Annotated in this window: 16 protein-coding genes; 6 read left to right on the top strand and 10 right to left on the bottom strand. The window is 40.3% G+C overall.

The window, feature by feature from the left end; genetic code table 11:
* Positions 1 to 61: 61 nt before the first annotated feature.
* Both AC1DVB_RS08425 and AC1DVB_RS08430 read left to right on the top strand, forming a co-directional pair.
* Positions 62 to 988: a glycine-rich domain-containing protein gene (locus tag AC1DVB_RS08425; RefSeq protein ID WP_095679873.1), complete on the top strand. Its 927-nt coding sequence runs from the start codon at positions 62 to 64 to the stop codon at positions 986 to 988.
* 89 nt (positions 989 to 1,077) lie between these two features.
* Positions 1,078 to 1,326, top strand: a complete 249-nt coding sequence (locus AC1DVB_RS08430) for a hypothetical protein (protein WP_095679874.1) — start codon at positions 1,078 to 1,080, stop codon at positions 1,324 to 1,326.
* 113 nt (positions 1,327 to 1,439) lie between these two features.
* Here AC1DVB_RS08430 and AC1DVB_RS08435 read toward each other — a convergent pair whose 3' ends face one another.
* The 5 genes from AC1DVB_RS08435 to AC1DVB_RS08455 all read right to left on the bottom strand — a co-directional run bounded on the left by AC1DVB_RS08435 (position 1,440) and on the right by AC1DVB_RS08455 (position 9,583).
* Positions 1,440 to 6,083 carry a hypothetical protein gene (locus AC1DVB_RS08435; RefSeq protein WP_477588939.1) on the bottom strand — a complete coding sequence of 1,548 codons (4,644 nt, stop codon included), beginning with the start codon at positions 6,081 to 6,083 and terminating at the stop codon, positions 1,440 to 1,442.
* 167 nt (positions 6,084 to 6,250) lie between these two features.
* The gene (locus tag AC1DVB_RS08440) at positions 6,251 to 7,447 is read right to left on the bottom strand and encodes an MFS transporter (protein WP_048687223.1); all 1,197 of its coding nucleotides are present in this window, start codon (positions 7,445 to 7,447) and stop codon (positions 6,251 to 6,253) included.
* A gap of 477 nt (positions 7,448 to 7,924) precedes the next feature.
* Entirely contained in the window at positions 7,925 to 8,719 is a 795-nt protein-coding gene (locus AC1DVB_RS08445) for a DUF4097 family beta strand repeat-containing protein (RefSeq protein ID WP_095679876.1), read from the bottom strand.
* Positions 8,712 to 9,266 carry an HAAS signaling domain-containing protein gene (locus tag AC1DVB_RS08450; RefSeq protein WP_057278699.1) on the bottom strand — a complete coding sequence of 185 codons (555 nt, stop codon included), beginning with the start codon at positions 9,264 to 9,266 and terminating at the stop codon, positions 8,712 to 8,714. Before AC1DVB_RS08450 ends, AC1DVB_RS08445 begins: the two co-directional genes overlap by 8 nt.
* Positions 9,263 to 9,583 carry a PadR family transcriptional regulator gene (locus AC1DVB_RS08455; RefSeq protein WP_034305446.1) on the bottom strand — a complete coding sequence of 107 codons (321 nt, stop codon included), beginning with the start codon at positions 9,581 to 9,583 and terminating at the stop codon, positions 9,263 to 9,265. The genes AC1DVB_RS08450 and AC1DVB_RS08455 overlap by 4 nt, the downstream gene beginning before the upstream one ends.
* Positions 9,584 to 9,815: 232 nt before the next feature.
* Between AC1DVB_RS08455 and AC1DVB_RS08460 the strand changes: the two genes are divergently transcribed.
* The gene (locus AC1DVB_RS08460) at positions 9,816 to 10,874 is read left to right on the top strand and encodes a DUF2157 domain-containing protein (RefSeq protein WP_477588942.1); all 1,059 of its coding nucleotides are present in this window, start codon (positions 9,816 to 9,818) and stop codon (positions 10,872 to 10,874) included.
* Positions 10,867 to 11,403 (top strand): GDYXXLXY domain-containing protein, encoded by a 537-nt coding sequence (locus AC1DVB_RS08465; protein ID WP_095679878.1) that lies wholly within the window; start codon positions 10,867 to 10,869, stop codon positions 11,401 to 11,403. The genes AC1DVB_RS08460 and AC1DVB_RS08465 overlap by 8 nt, the downstream gene beginning before the upstream one ends.
* 88 nt (positions 11,404 to 11,491) lie before the next feature.
* Here AC1DVB_RS08465 and AC1DVB_RS08470 read toward each other — a convergent pair whose 3' ends face one another.
* The 5 genes from AC1DVB_RS08470 to AC1DVB_RS08490 form a co-directional block, all read right to left on the bottom strand.
* The gene (locus tag AC1DVB_RS08470) at positions 11,492 to 11,971 is read right to left on the bottom strand and encodes a C40 family peptidase (RefSeq protein WP_034305456.1); all 480 of its coding nucleotides are present in this window, start codon (positions 11,969 to 11,971) and stop codon (positions 11,492 to 11,494) included.
* 186 nt (positions 11,972 to 12,157) lie between these two features.
* On the bottom strand, positions 12,158 to 12,430 hold the full coding sequence (locus AC1DVB_RS08475) for a phage holin (protein ID WP_063577356.1): 273 nt from the start codon (positions 12,428 to 12,430) through the stop codon (positions 12,158 to 12,160).
* Positions 12,431 to 12,712: 282 nt separating this feature from the next.
* Positions 12,713 to 13,906, bottom strand: a complete 1,194-nt coding sequence (locus tag AC1DVB_RS08480) for an LL-diaminopimelate aminotransferase (protein ID WP_477588945.1) — start codon at positions 13,904 to 13,906, stop codon at positions 12,713 to 12,715.
* Positions 13,907 to 13,968: 62 nt separating this feature from the next.
* Positions 13,969 to 14,208, bottom strand: a complete 240-nt coding sequence (locus AC1DVB_RS08485; protein WP_318269931.1) for a DUF1731 domain-containing protein — start codon at positions 14,206 to 14,208, stop codon at positions 13,969 to 13,971.
* Between the two features lie 299 nt (positions 14,209 to 14,507).
* The gene (locus AC1DVB_RS08490) at positions 14,508 to 14,684 is read right to left on the bottom strand and encodes a hypothetical protein (protein ID WP_477588947.1); all 177 of its coding nucleotides are present in this window, start codon (positions 14,682 to 14,684) and stop codon (positions 14,508 to 14,510) included.
* 170 nt (positions 14,685 to 14,854) lie between these two features.
* Here AC1DVB_RS08490 and AC1DVB_RS08495 point away from each other — a divergent pair, with 170 nt between their 5' ends.
* Positions 14,855 to 15,268: a GNAT family N-acetyltransferase gene (locus AC1DVB_RS08495; RefSeq protein WP_048687239.1), complete on the top strand. Its 414-nt coding sequence runs from the start codon at positions 14,855 to 14,857 to the stop codon at positions 15,266 to 15,268.
* Positions 15,269 to 15,624: 356 nt separating this feature from the next.
* Positions 15,625 to 16,095: a DinB family protein gene (locus AC1DVB_RS08500; protein WP_477588949.1), complete on the top strand. Its 471-nt coding sequence runs from the start codon at positions 15,625 to 15,627 to the stop codon at positions 16,093 to 16,095.
* The last annotated feature ends 304 nt before the right edge of the window (positions 16,096 to 16,399 follow it).

The following is a 16,399-nucleotide window of genomic DNA, read 5'->3' on the forward strand; positions in this document are numbered from 1 at the left end:
CCATTAACATGTAAGATAATGTTAAAGCAATATATCCATAGATTAAGAGGAGTGGACAAAAATGACCTTCTTTTATGTCATTCTTGCGGCAATTTTTGCTGTTTTACTGGTCAATTTCGTTAAAGGGCTAAGTGAACCGGCTAAAATGGAACGCTATCAAAATGAATTCCGTAAATACCGTGAAGAAACTTTAGATCTTCATGCAACGGAAATCGTTTCAGAAGCATTGATTGAAAAGCTTAATAAAGCACTGGATTTCGATTATATGGAAAAGGTCAATACTGAATTCCGCCTGAAGCATCCACGGGACTCACAGTTAAAGGTCAATCAGGCCTGGCGTGAATTGAAACGCTATTTGATTATGGCTGCAGTGTTTGGAAAAGTTGAAATGTTTAATTCAGTCATCGATGAGTTATGGCATATCATGCTGAACTATAGTCAGGAATATGATGAGTTTTGCCAGGTTTTCATCGGTAGGACCATTCAGCACCATCCTCATTCAGAACCCGTTTTCAAACCCGAAGAGCGCACTCTTTTTGACTTTTACTATGTACAGCTATTTACGGTGGACTCCCATTCCATTCAAAAATGGGGCAAATTTTTCAAACATGATAAAGGGCTAACGCTTCTCCGCGATTTTGAAACGTTGGAGCTGGAGCAGTTAAAAGAGAAATATATGCGGAAACCGACCAGTATACAGGCAGAACGGACCTTTGAAGCCTTCACTTCCCAATTTAAAGAAAATCGCCCGATGACAGAATTGAATGGGCGGAAAACGTACGATCAGACGGACTACGCAGCTCCTGCCTATTTCACTTATGCAAGCACAGATGATTTTGACAGCGAATTTAAAGATATATTCGGGAATGAACCGAACACAGTTTCCTCCGGATCCGGCCATGCCGATCATGGTGGCCATACCGGTTCCCATGACAGCAGTTCTGATTCCTCTTCCAGCTGTTCTTCATGCAGTTCTTGTTCGTCTTGAGCTTTTCGCTTGGAAAATCCAAGCGTTTTTGTATGAACTGATTGATCGTGCTTAGTTTTTCACTCAATTTTAAAGGAGTTACAACTGATATGGATGATAATGAGATACGAAAATTCAGGCCAGTTTTTGTATATGCAAATTTGGAAAGCAAAAAAAAATTAGTACAAGGTTTAACTGAAGATCGAGTGAAGTTGATTCAAGAACTGGAAAAATACAGAAATGTCCTATCACCATTTTTAATTAATGTTTTGCAAACTAATTTAGATCAGTGGGAAATAGAAATTCATGATTGGGAAGAGGAAATAAAAAAAATAGAAGCAGAGAAAGAGATCTTTTAAGTGCTCTCGGTTTACAGGCAAAAGGGGTTCGGAATTAATAAATTCCGAACCCCTTTGAATTTTCGTCCAAGGTTTTGAGCTTGGATATCTGACGCAATCCATTTCCTTCTTCATTAATTCCACCGATTGAACCAATTCTTGATCCTTTGTTTATTTTTCTCAAGAACCTCCTTAGAGGTCCTGTTGTCTTTTTGTTTTTTCCATTCAAAGAAAGATGCAATTCCGATAAGCAGCCCTCCGCCGATGATTAAATACAGCCACCATGGCATCTCGCCCCACATCGAATTGGTATTCATATAGACATTAAATAAAATGGTCCCAGTTCCAGCGATGAAATAGGATTTGTATTTCATCATGAATCCAAAGAGCATTGCTGCCAATGACACGGTTCCGATAATGAGGGCATCATATAAGGTGTTTCCTGCCATTGCATCAATGATCAGGGCTAAAAACAATAGGAAAACAATGCCGCTTTCGATATATTGTGTGATTTTGCCTTTAACAAATATTTTCCTCAGCAGAGTGGTGCTGACAATGAACAGCGGCAGAATATTCACCTCCTCCTCAAATACAGGAGGGATCGTGAGTTGATCGACAATGACCCAATACGGATATAGGCTGAACAAAATCGCTGCTGCCATCTGGGATTTTCTTTCCAACATGCCTGTCGTCGTGCTTCTCATCAAAATGAAATAGGCCGGAATCAGAAGTGCCGCGATGATTTCCAAAATGAAATGTGTCGGTCCCCCCGTCAAAACATCCATGTTCATGGCAATAAGAAACAGCAGACCATAGACTCTGTAAAAATCCAATTGAAGTCCTGCCCCGCCTTTATCAAGCAAGCCTTTAAAGTATTTCTTGCTTAGCAAGACCATTATGGCCGTACATCCAAGAAGGACTGCCGTTCCAACGAAAGGCTGTAATGTGTCCGCGTACATGATGATGATCCTATACGGATACAAACTGAGAACTCCCGTCAGCCAAACGTAGATGCCCTTTTCTTTTACATCCTTTGAGAAACTTCCAATCAAGATGAAGTAAACCGTGATCATGAACGAGACGAAAACCTGAAGTAACTGGCTTGATGTTTCAGTTGCTAGGATTCCCCTATTCATGGCCAGTAAAAACAGCAGGCCATATATCCTGTATGCATCGAAGGTAATTCCTGTTTCTTCCTTTTTGATTAAACCATCGAAATAACGCCAGCTTAAAAGCAGCATCCCTGACATACAGCCAAAAAGGAATAGCAAGCCCATTACAACAGATAAGCTGTCGGCATAGCCAACTATGATCAGGAAGGGATACAGACTGACTAGTGCAGCAATATTGGAATAGATTTTCCTTTCTAGCTTTTCCGCTGTCAAGCTTCTCAGGAAAATGAAATAAGCGGTTAACAGCAGCGATACAAAGATCTGGAGTAACTGATGTTTAGTATCATTAAAAACCTCTGCATTCATATCGATCAAAAAGAGTAAACCATAAATCCTGAAAGGATCAAAGCTGATGATGCCTGATCCGTTTTTCTTGAGTAATCCGCTGGAATACAGCCTGCTTAACAACAACATTCCTGCCATACAGCCAAAAAGAACAGCCAAACTCATGACGATTGGAAGTGTATGGGCATAATCTATGATATTGATGAACGGGAAAAGGCCGATGATGGCCGCTATTCCCGAGTAAATGCTTTTTTCTTTCTTATAGATTGTGAATCTTCCTATCAGGATGAAGTAGCTAGGCAACAGCAGGGAAACAAAAATCCCCAAAATCACAGAATCTGAGTCACTCGTAAACACTTCCAGATTCAGAGTACACAGATATAGCAAGCCAAAAATCCGATAATAATCAATGACTCTCTTCGTTCCCTCTTCGTTGAGCAATCCTTTGAAAAGGCGTCTGCTAGCCATCAACATCACAACCATACATACAAGCAATACGATAAACGCCATAACCAGAGGCAATGTATTTACATACAAATTATAGAAGATGAAGGCCAGGCTTAGAGGAGCGGCAACATAGTTCCGCCAGTTCCTTTGCATGAGCAGATACCAGGCAAACAAGAGCTGTACAGTCATCACTCCTACCCAGACTAACTCGCGGTTAAGTGGAAAGTCCCGGATCGCCATTTCCAAAATGGATATGCTTATCCCTAAATGAATGAATGGAATAAGGTAATACTCCATGATGCCTTTCCAATTCTTATTGGATAACCCCCACAGAATGGTTATGAGTCCTACTGTAATCATCATGCATATTGATGTAATGAATACTATTTGCTCGACGTTTACCACAAATAAATGGACCTGTAGGAAAAGGGTCGAAAACCCTAGGTAAGTAAAAACGTATTTTTCCCATTTCACATGTGCCCTTAAAGCACTCAAAATATAAATCAAGAGTTGTGCAACATATAGGAATGGAGAACTTTCCGTATGGATGATGAGCAAATAGCCAACGGGAATCGCCAGTAAATTGGCAAGGTGACTCGTATATTGGAAGTACAATTTCCCATTTTTTGAATATTTCCCAAGCCATTCTCCTAATAGGAAAAAGATAATGGGGCCGAGCAACACGAACGCAATCCTCAGCTCCATTGAAGCAAAATCAAAAACATCGTAGAGTGAGGCATATAGGCTGGCACTTGTAATCACGACAGGCACCCAGAATATTTGCTTCCGATGTATATGGACGGACCAGCTGTTTATTGCAGTAGCTACGGCAATCACTCCGCTTGCCTCCAAAGGATTCATTGAATCGAAGGGAATCGAAATCAAGGAAAGGAAGGAAAGAATCTGTCCGCTATACGCAAAAACTGGAAACAATTTATGGTATCCCTTTTTAAATGTGTAAGCTGCACCGATGGAAATCAGTGAAACACCCATTAAATAGACGCTGAGCGGGATATTTGATTGGACCCACCCTCCGCTTTCCAGCAAATATGGATAGAAAGCAACCAAAGCCAGTATGAAAGTGATCGGAAATCCGTATATGGCGTTTTCCTTCATATGCTTTGATTCGTCTTTTATATAGGTGATGAAGAAAAGCCCAGAGATCATGGCGAGCTCTGCACTAACAGCAAGCCAAGCCATTTCGCTCAATTTACTGGTCAGTATCACTAGCATGATCATTGGGGAGATAAGTAAGATACTCTTCTTAAACAGGCTGTACCTTGGGTGACGGTTATATAGATATACTCCAAGATATTGAATGACCTGAACAACAAATAACAGATTTAAAATGGTAGAAAAAGAGATTGGCAAGGCAAAGAAAAGATATAGGAACGCTAAGTCGAAAACAACAACAGCCGGGTACGTGAAGCTTGAATTTCCCGAATGAAGGGAAACATAAGCAAGCTGTGCGGATACTAACATGAGCGCGATGAATATTTGCGCATAGTTATCCTGGTACACCATCGCGTTACTATATAAGAAAACGATCCCGCTCTCAATCAAACTGGTAATCATGAAGTTCTTCGAAAGGTTAGTCCTTTTGGCTTTAGCCAGATATTTCGATAGCATAGTAAAGATGATTGGTACAAATGCAAATGCGGTGATCATGTACTCACTTAAAAACGAGTTATAAACAAGATGGATATATCCATACGTGAAAACGGCGCTAAAAGCCATTTCATAATATTTTTTTTGGAATTTGACCGAAAAAATCAAAAACAAAACAGAAAAGACCATCAACGTTAGGGAATACACCAAGTTACTTGAAAATAACGTCAGGATCACAAAGGCTTCCACGATGAGCTTAAACTGGATGAATTGAAAAATGTATGGTTTGAATAACGTTAAGGCTTTTTGATTTTTCAATTGCTCCATATTCCATACTAGTATTAAATTAAGAATGCCAATCGCCAAAAACATCCACTCGATTGTCGGCGTCGCAAAAGCCAATCCGAAATAGCAGGTAATGGCAAAAGTGAATATTGAAATGAAAATGAATATTTTCGACTTGAAGTAGTCAGCAATCCTACAATAAATGGCTAAGCAAAGTAATCCCCCAAGAAACCCCAGAAGCCCCCGCCCATCACCATTAAGTGAAAGGTACTCTCCAAAAATCCGATAATATGAAGCTGATAATATCGTAATCGGAATGAACAGCCCCGCTAGCGTCAGGAATGCAAAAGCGGTTTGTTTAATTTTCAGCTTCGACGCGATGAAGGCCATCCCTGCAAAAATGACGGAAACCATTCCAATGAAGAAAACTTTCAGGACCGCATTCAGATCCCCCCATGAAGTGGTTGCTAAAATCAACCCGCCAAACAGAAGCAATATGACCCCAGTGAGCAGGATGACAGAAATATTCCGTTCCCTGATTTGTTCAGGTGTTTTCTTCGGCTTTGCCGGTTTTACCGGTTTCTCCCGCTTGATGGCCTGCTTTTGAATAACCGGTTTCCTATCATTGCTCTCCTTGACAGGTTCAAGGCTCTCCTCGAAACCAGATTCAGTAGGCGCTTCATTCAATCCACTGGATTCCCTTAATTGGAATGAAGATTCTTCGATCAGGCTATCCTGAATCCTCCTCTTATCGGCATTTTCACCGATTATCGTTTCAGTTCCATGGGTGGATTTCTTCTTTTCTTGCTCTAAGCGCTTTTGTTTATGGAGGGCTAATTGGAAATGCCGATTGTAAGCCCTGCTAATCCGGATATATTCTGATTTAGGGATGAGCCGCCTTTCCCATAATACATCCAGCTCTTCTTGGAAAATACGCTTCCTTCTTTCTAATGTCATTTCTTCGTTTGAAGAGTCATTCATTCCAAGCTTCCCCTTCCTTCAAATAGACCTTCTATCATCTTATGTATAATCTCTTTTCGATAATAACAAAGTTTTTCCATTTTTAAAATATTTAGGATAATGCACAAAGGGTGTTCCTGTTGACTCAAAAAAAAAAGAATGACTTCCATTGAAGCCATTCAACATCCTTATATTGATTTTCCTTTATCCTCGCTCCTGATGATGAATAAATAAACGATCATCGAAATGAAAATCGAGGCAGCCGCCGTGATATAGATGCTCCTATATCCGAAGAGGAAGCCAATCTGCCCGAACACGATGGCACCTATGCCCACTCCAAGATCGAAAAATGAAAAGTATGTGGCATTCGCCATCGCCTTCCGATTGGGTGCCGTCTTTTCAATCGACCATGCCTGCAGCGCCGGCTGAACAGAACCGAATCCAAATCCATAAAGCACTGCCGCAATGTAAAGTACTGCTTCACTCGGCATCCATGCAAGCAGCAGCATTCCAGCCATGATGAGTACCGTTGAAGGCACGAATACGGCTCGATGTCCCCTTCTGTCATATAGTCGGCCCGCGAATAATCTCGTGACCATAAGGGCCATTGCATATACTAAAAAGTACCACTGAATTCCATCTACACCTTTTTCCGCTGTATACAGGGGAAGGAAGGTTGCAATTCCACCAAATGTAACGGAGATGAAGAAAATGAGCAAAGATGGCTGAAGGGCACTTTTTTCATAAATATCAAACCTTTTGGCTCTGACAGCCGCCGAAGGATCACTTTCCACTTTTTGATACCGAATAAGTGATGCTGCAATGATGGCAAGCAATCCTAATAAAGAGCAGATCAAAAACAACTCTTGAAACGGAAGGACCGTAACTAGGAAAAGACCCAATGATGGCCCGAATGCCAGTGCTAAGTTACCCGATAATCCGTAATACCCCATCCCCTCACCACGCCGTTTCGCAGGGATTATATCGGAAGCAATCGTTCCTGAAGCCGTTGAAGAAAATCCCCAGCCGACGCCCTGTACAATCCGCATCATGAATAACAAGCCGATGCTCCCCATGAAACCGAAGGAACCCACTGACAATGCAAAAATGGCTAACCCAGCAAGAAAAACGATGCGCCTTCCTTTCGTCTCCAATAATCTTCCGGCAATTGGCCGGACAAGCAAGGCCGAAAAAGTGAAGATTCCAAGGACAGCCCCCACAAGACGATCATCACCGCCAAGCTGTTCCACAAACAACGGGAGGGTCGGCATCGTCATTTGAAAACCCATGAAGATGCACATATTTGCCAAACAGATCATGATGAAATCACGTGTCCAGATTTTATCAGTCCCTCTTACCCGTTCATCCACTAAGGTTTCCCTCATATTCCTTCACCTTCTAATTATAATAGTCATTGCCAGTTTACTAAAATTGGTTAAAATAAGCGAATGATTTATTTCGTGTACCTAAATATATATATATAAATAAAAGCCCAATATGACATAGGGCTCCCCCTTTAACATTCATGATCATTTCCGTCCACTTACCTTCCGTATGCAAACCAATAATTTAGATTCTCCATGCTGTAATGCATTAAACCATTGCCTCTATTCATCCGTAACGGATCTTAGCTGAAACGCATCCCGCCAGTATAATGGATTTTCCTTACATTCAAATTTTCATAAAACATCCCCTGAAACAACCATTCTGCAAGTGAAGGATGGTTCTACACCCTATCTTATTAAATTCCAAAAACATCTAAAAGGAAAAACTTTACATGTTTTTCCTTATCTCCTTAAGAAAAGGGGATGCATAACTGAAAAAAGCCGATCCCAATTGGATCGGCTTTTCATGCTTCACGACTATTTCGTTATCTCGATTTTACCATTATTCGTTTCCAATTTAACTAGATTTTCACCTTTGCCAATGACAGTATCGCCCTCATACTTACCAAGGATATCCACTCTCCCATTGTCAACATGAACATCGAAAGTTGTATTCGTCGGTTCATTCTCCGTTTTGATCATGATTTTACCATTATTACTTTCGAGTTCGATTTCCCTATCCAAGTCTTTCGTGACTAATGTGATTTTACCGTTATTCGAAGAACCAATTAGTTTTCCCTCCACATTATTAAGCTCTACTTTTCCATTAGCAGATTTCACTTCAACTTTTTCGGTTATTATATCATTTAATTCTACCCGGCCATTTTGAGATTTCACATTTAGATTTTCACTTTTCAATCCTGATATTTGCAATTTTCCATTATCGGATTCGGCGACAAAGGATTTATAAGATTCATCAGGCACATACACCTTTAAATGTAAGGATTGAATATGAAAACCAAAGCTAAACGTACGTCGATCCTTTAATTGTACCGAAAGCTTCTTCCCTTCCACATCTGCAGTGAAATCCAACTTGGAAACATCAATCCCTTTTGAAACCAACTCTATCCTGGTCTCCTTATCCTTCGTTGGCACGATCTCTACAGCTGCATTGTCAGCGTCGATCTGAATGTCCGTCACGATTTCCGAAATCGTTTTTTCCTCTGTAGTCGTTTCCTTATTCGTCATTTGGGAAAACGTAAACAGACTTCCTATTACCCCGATCAATAACAATACAAGTGCAATGATCGATAATTTTTTTACATTAATCATTTTTCAAACCGCCTTTCACAAGGGAAGCGTTAAATTTTAAATAGCGAATGAATCCTTTAGTTAAAGCACTCGTAGCGACAAACATTCCCATGGCAATGAAAATGCCAATCCCGCATAGTCCCAATGCGAAGAAAAGATCGAATAATTGAAAGTTACCTAACACAAGGTTAAACAGAGCGCCAAGTGGAGCAAGAACGAACGCTATCGCCGAAACCCACCCTGCAATGACAACTCCGATCAAGGCTATAAATGGTCCCAAAACGATCACTAAATTAAAGAACCCCAAACCAATGACTGCCCAAACTGCCCGCATAACATTACCTGCAGAAGTCGTTTGTTCTACCTGACCAAGATGATAGGTTGCCATCAGTTCCTTGGAAATCTGTTTAGGATTCCCAAGGGATTTGGAGATTTCCTGCTCTGACTTCCCTTCTTCCATTCCAATTTCGAAATACTCTTCGTAATCTTGAAGGATATCTTCCCGTTCCTCTAAGGAAAGTCTGGTTAAAGAGGCATTCAATTGTTTTAAAAATTGTTCTTTATTCATTGGTTCACACCTTCCTTGATTAATTGGTTGACCCCATTGGAAAATTCATTCCATTCCATCAGCAGTTCTTGAAGGTATCTCCGCCCTTTTTCGGTTAATGTATAATATTTGCGCGGAGGCCCTTCTGTTGATTCTTGCAAATATGTCGTAAAATACTCTTCCTTCGTCAATCGTCTTAAAAGTGGATATACCGACCCTTCCGATATTTCAATTTGATCCGAAATCTTCTGTACAAGTTCATACCCATAGCGATCCTGCTTATCCAGTAACACCAGAACACACAGTTCCAGGACACCTTTCTTAAATTGTACATTCATAGCACCTTCACTCCTTCCAAAAGTTTTTCAGTACAGTTCAATAAACAGTACTGAACACCGAACAATACATCTTATGTAAATAATTTACCACATGGTACTGTTCATTGCAAGGTACTATAAATATTTTTATGTCTTACACGCATTCCAATAAGGGTAGAAGAAAATTAGCATTATATTCAAAGCTGCAAGAGAATACGATGTATAATAGTAAAATATGGAAGGAGGAGTTACTTTGGCCAACAAAGCAATAACAAAGAAGCAATTCGATTTTCTTGAACATGAATTTAATTACCTTGAAAAGGAAGGAGTCATCTCCCGGCAAGAGAAAGTGAGGATGTTAGGTTCCTATGATGTAAAAGGCAATTTGAACTTCATCACGATTCTATTATCCATTGGGGCACTTCTTTTAGGTTTAGGCGTATTGACCTTCGTAGCCAGCAACTGGATCTATTTAAGTAAAGCGGTTAAATTCCTGCTTATCATTGCATGCCTAATCGGAGTGAACTTTGCTGGCGTGAATGTGCAGGCACGCTTTCCCAAAACGTCACGAAGTCTGCATTATGCAGGTATCCTGATCTTTGGTGCAGGGATATTTCTAGTCGAGCAGATGTTTAACATTAGCATCAATTTCAACAATTCCTTTTTATTATGGGCGATTGGAACGGTATTCATTGGATACTATTTGAAGGATGTTTTCATCCTCCTTTTTACATCTTTCCTGCTTTTCATTTATTTGAATGGAAGTATATTCGTTGATGAAACATCTTATCCGCTTGCCATTCTTGTGTTTCTACCGGCTTTATACATTCTGTTAAAAAAATTCGATTACCCTAATTATCTGACCTTTTTCATTAACGCTTTAGCCATCAATACAATTGCCTTATTTCTTATGGAATTCGTGCCGAAAATAGGGTTTGAAAATTCGAATACGATTGTCCTTTCCATCTTGTTTGTAATGGGTATCGTGCTTGCCTATATTCCGGTAAGAGCCAAATTACAAAACATCACACACATACAAGGGCATATCTTACATGGTTTAACCGCACTCTTCCTTACCTTTGATTTTTCAATCTGGTTTCCTATAGCTTATTTCGGTTTTCTGCTTTATCTGATTCTAAAAGGCAGTTTGACCAGCATCGTGATCATATGTGCACTGATTTTCAGATATTACATCTACTCCTTTGACTTCCTGCCAAAATCGCTTACATTCATCATCGGTGGAATCATGCTCATCGGTTTTGGCTTCTTCTTTGAAAACCAACGAAAAAAAGGAGGGGAACTCAATGAGTAATCCATCATTCCGGCCACTCATCGTATTTTCCATTCCAGTCTTGATTTTGTTAACCTTGGCATTTCCCCCGGTCTGGACAACAATGACAGGAGATGTAATCAAAATCAAAACAGCCCCGGTCGACCCGACTGATTTGTTTAGGGGAAGCTATGTGGCTTTGAAATACGAAATTGAATCAGTAAAGCCGTCGCAAGTCGATGACTCGATTAAAACCGAGTTCAATATAAGGAATATGGGTGATTTTAAAAAGGTATATGTACGTTTAAAACAAAATAAGGATGGACTATATGTTGTTGATTACGTAACGAAAGAAAAACCCGGCGAAGGCGTGTACCTAAAAGGGGAATTGGAAGTCCCTTATGACCTGCAAAATGCTAAAACCATTCAGATCAGATACGGTCTGGACAATTATTTCGCATCCGAAGAAAAGGCAAAGGAAATGGAGAAGGAAGCATTGGCCAATCCTTCAGTGGCCGTCGTAAAAGTTCGTAATGGCCATGTTGTTTTAACCGATATCATCATTGAATGAATGGCCCCCGGATATGACTAGCAAAAAGAGCATCGGTTTTTCGATGCTCTTTTGTTTTCTGGACTATTATCATGTGGAATTCAGATTGTTATTTAATGACCCGTTTTGCCCCTATATATTTTTCTTTCCAATATTCATCACTCATTTTGACCACTTTGACCCCTTTGGTGGTGGTCCCGACAAATGTGCCATTTCCATAATAGATTCCTACAAAAGAGACCTGCCCTTTCTTACCTGTCGCATAGAAGACCAAATCGCCCGCTTTCAAATCTTTTTGCTTCACGGCCTTTCCGGTTTTATACTGGTCCGCACTCGTTCTTGGAATCTTCATTTCTGTGGCGGCATTTTTATATACATATTGGGTAAGACCGCTAGCATCAAACCCTTTAGGGGTCGTTCCCCCATATTTATATTTGCTTCCCACCTGCTTCTTTGCCAAAGCGGCAACTTCATCACCATAATTGATAGAGGCTGAAGCATTAGCCGGACTGAATATGAATGCCGTCAATAATGCCCCGACTAAAACTATGGCTGCAAACCATTTTGAAACTGGTAAACGATAACTCATCCTTTTTCCTCCCCAAACTGAAAATGAACCACAATTTTAAATGTATGTTACATTTCGGCTTTTAGACCAAATCATTTTCGGCGATCGTCATCCCTGCAAAAAAAATAACCAGATAACGCCGTTGTCTAGCTAATACGGTGCTATCTGGTATACTCTACTTTTCAGTAACTGAAAGAATAGTGTCCATTACTTAGGTTCCTTGTATTGTCGTGCATTTTCACTGTCACTTAAACCTTTAGTTGTATGATCGACCACACCGCCGACCCCAAAGAATGTAAGCGCTATGAAGTTAATGATGCCTAAAGCGCCGTTCAATGCATCATCAGTAATGGTAAAGCCTATAGGAGTAATGAAATTGTTTATGAACGCGGCAACCATCTGCGCCAATATTAAAAGCCCAGGAAGGAGTACAGTGAATATAAACGTAGGGTTCTTAAGACGCACTTTCCAGTTGATCATTGCTTTTCCCCCTCTCTATCCTATTAAGTCCGCTTCATGGAAGATTGTCGCGGACCTGCTATATTTTATGCGGCTTGTCCTTCTTACGTTCGGAAATTCCATTCATAATCTATCACGCTAGTTTCCCATAAACATAAAAAAAGCCCATCAGAGGATGGACCTTCAAAGTAGTTCTTAAAAACACTAGAGAGCGCCTCACTTTAACAAGTAAGTAACAGCTTCCTCGAGCTCTATATACTCCTCGGTGTGCTCGTGATCGAACGTTCTTAAAACCTGAATATATTAAATGCTAGATTTTTCACACTCCATTTTTTCCTGCAAAAACACTCTGATCCGTTCGGCAGCTTCAGTCAATCTCTCGGCCGGCTGGACCAAGGCCATCCGGACATACCCTTCACCCTGCTTCCCAAAAGCATCGCCTGGAACGACCGTTACCCCTGCTTTTTCAATCAATGCATAGGCAAAATCCCGTGATTTCCAGCCAGCAGGAATTTGGGCCCAAATAAACATCGTAGCTGATGTTTTCGGTACATGCCATCCCCCTTCCGCAAGACCTGAAATCAAGGCATCACGTCGTGACTGGTATTCCTTAACCTGTTCGGATAGCAGCGAAAGATTGGAAGTTAGCGCCATTTCGGCAGCTTTTTGAATAGGATAAAAAACCCCATAATCGATGTGTGATTTCAGCGTTCCCAGGATGTTCAGCGCCTCTTGATTGCCCACTGCATACCCAATGCGACAGCCGGCCATATTAAAAGTTTTGGAAAGTGAGTTAAATTCAATCCCCACTTCCTTTGCACCAGGAATGGACATAAAACTAATTTGCGGATGATCATCAAAAATCAATTCCGAATAAGCAAAATCGTGAACCACCATTATTTCATTCTTTTTCGCAAACGATATAACGTCCGAAAAGAAAGTCTCATCAGCAAGGGTCGTGACAGGATTTCCTGGATAACTGATGATCATCATTTTCGTCTTTTTCAGTATTTCATCCGGAATTTCGTTGAGCTGCGGCAGGAATCCATTTTCGGCAGTAAGCGGCATCGGATGAATGATTCCGCCGGCAAGTTCCACACTCGCTTCATAAATTGGATATCCCGGATCTGGCACCAGTACATAATCTCCAGGGTTTATCATCGCCGTTGCCAAGTGTGCAAGGCCATCCTGTGACCCCATCAGTTGGAGGACTTCCCTTTCTGCATCCAGCTCCACTCCATAACGCATCCGATAAAAATACCGAACTGCCTCATTGAATTCAGGCGTACCTTTTAACGTATACCCGTAAGAATTGAGATCCTGCGCATATTTCACAAGCGTATCCACTACAAAATCAGGCGGTGGTAGATCCGGACTTCCAACACTCAAATCGATAACATCCAGCCCCCGTTTCATTGCATCCTGCTTGCGGGCCGCCAACTCTGAAAATATTCCTGTTGTGAATCTTCCGACTTTTTCAGATGGAGTCATATTCATTCTGCCTTTCCCCTCCATTAATGATTTTCTATCTATCATTATAGCAATCTTTCACGAGTATTTTAAGACTTCATCCGTATCTGTTCGAGAGCCTCATCAAGATGATCGAATTTAAATGCATACCCCGCCTTTTCCAATCTCTCAGGTATGACCCACCGTCTTTTTAATATCAATTCCGTTTCGGTCCCCATTTCAAGAATGGGAGTTGGACAGGGAAGTCCAATCCGAATATTCATGAGCTTTCTCAAATGAGCCATCAATTCACGATTTGTAACTGGATGCAGCGATGAACAGTTGAACACCCCGCTCAGCTCCTGATTCTTTCTTAGAAAATGGACCACTGAATTTCTGATTTCCTGACCTTTATGGCCTTAACCAAATTCCTATATGGGGTCATCACTCCCCCATCTCGCATATAACCAACCACTTTCGTTTATGAGTTAATAGTATGAATAATAATGAGCGCCTTCTATGTGAAGTAATTCACATAAATCATACCATGTTATTACATTAAATGGTAGCAACTCCTGCCGCTGTGCAATAAATGGTGAACTTGTCCAAGCAAAAGGGAAAATTACACATAAATTAGTAATGTGGAAATTTATAAAACAAAGGGGATGATTTCAGTGTCAAACAAAAAGCTAAGAAGAGCTGTTAATTCTGGAACTGGTAATTCCGGAACTGGCAATAGCAGCCTTAGGTCTGCCTTGAGAAGAGTCTTACAAAATTTATTAAACAATAATAGAGGTACTTCAATTAAGGAACCTACTTCCATCAAGCAACCCACTTCTGTCAAGGAATTTGAAAATTAGAAGGTTGCTTTTTTGAGATTAACATGGAATCCCTTTGGACTATCTAAAGGGATTCCGTGTTATGTATTTACATGTACCAGCTATATATGTCTAGTGAATAACTGTTATATCTAATAGAGATAAAGGAGAAGTTATGATGTATTTTTTTCGAGACTGGAAACCTAAAAAGGATATAAAGAAATTAACGGATATCACCGTAAAAAATTTTCGGGTCTCTTCCGATAAAGTGAATGAAATTCTGCAAAAGTCACACAAGGTACTTGTAATTTGTAATGATAAAGGTAAAGTAGTGGGATTCATTTGTTATAATCTTTATTTATATAAAGTGGCTCATATTAATTATGTAGTCATTGACAAAAAATATAGAGGAAAGGGAATTCTGCAAGCCCTTTTACCCGAATTAGTAGAATATGTGAGAAATAAAGGAATCCTTGTAGTGTCCGGTTTCGTGAACAAAAATAACCATGAGGCATTGCAAAAGTTTAGAGCCCTTGGTTTTAAACCTATTTTTATTTATCATGATGACATTCTAATTCAATCACTGATTTAAGAAGGTTCTCTTGAAGCTTATATAGCGTAAATAAGAAGAAAGATCGATCAAAATACATTCTGTTTCCCCCCCTATTAACTGGAATTTCATTCCTGATACCAATACAAATAAGCGGGAATTCCTTGTTCCTCCATGCAATGAATAACTAGGGAAGGAAAGCCTGTAAATTCTACACGGATTCATAGGCATTTTCCCTGTAGTCTCTTCAACCTTACTTATAATCTTACTTCACTCTCCGATGCTTCTTTTTTCTACAACATTTCATATATCCAAGGTAATTCTATTAAATTTTCTATATTTTCAAAATAAACCCATTCCTGTATAGTGGGTGTATACCTTCTAAAAGKGGAGATATAATGAAATCGATAGAACTAATCATCTTAAATCTGGAAGAGGTTAGGAGAAGAAACATTAAACTATGGACATCAATACCTAAAGGCACACTCCATTGGAAACCGGACGACAAGGCAATGAGCTGTTTAGAAATGGTTAGACATGTCCTTGATAGTGAGCATTATTATCATTTATCCATTAAAAATCAAGGCAGCTTACCAGTTTATGAATCACCATATGAAAAACAGCCGCTTATCTCCGTGGAAGCGGAATTAAACTTTGCTGAACCATACAGGCGTGATTTTTTGGAAACAATCATGTCCTTCAGCGAAGACGACTTATCCACTATTAAAATTGATCGCTCTGATGTAGGATATATCAGGGATTTAGGAGACATGTTGCTAAGAATCGMTTATCATGAGTCTGTACATACTGGTCAATTATTGGACTATTTAAGAACTGCTGGAGTCCCTAGAATAAGCGTTTGGGATTAATCAAATCATTTTCAAAGGTGTTTCATCATCCTGAAGCACCACACTGTAGGCAACTCGATGAAAATCGTGTTTGTCTGCAGTTTTTTTATTGCTTGTACGATTTGGACGTTGATTTCCGCTTCAGGCACTCGCTTTCCGCGGGCGGTCGGCCCTCGGCTTAAGCCTGCGGGGTCTCCCCYAGACACGCTTTTCCCGCAGGAGTCTCGTACCTTCCGCACCAATCAACTTTGTATTAGCATTTAGTTAGAAACCATACCCGGGAGTTGTAGGTTGGTTTGAGAACATCATTTGATCAAAGATATGT

It is taken from the genome of Peribacillus sp. P4_D6, assembly GCF_056401795.1.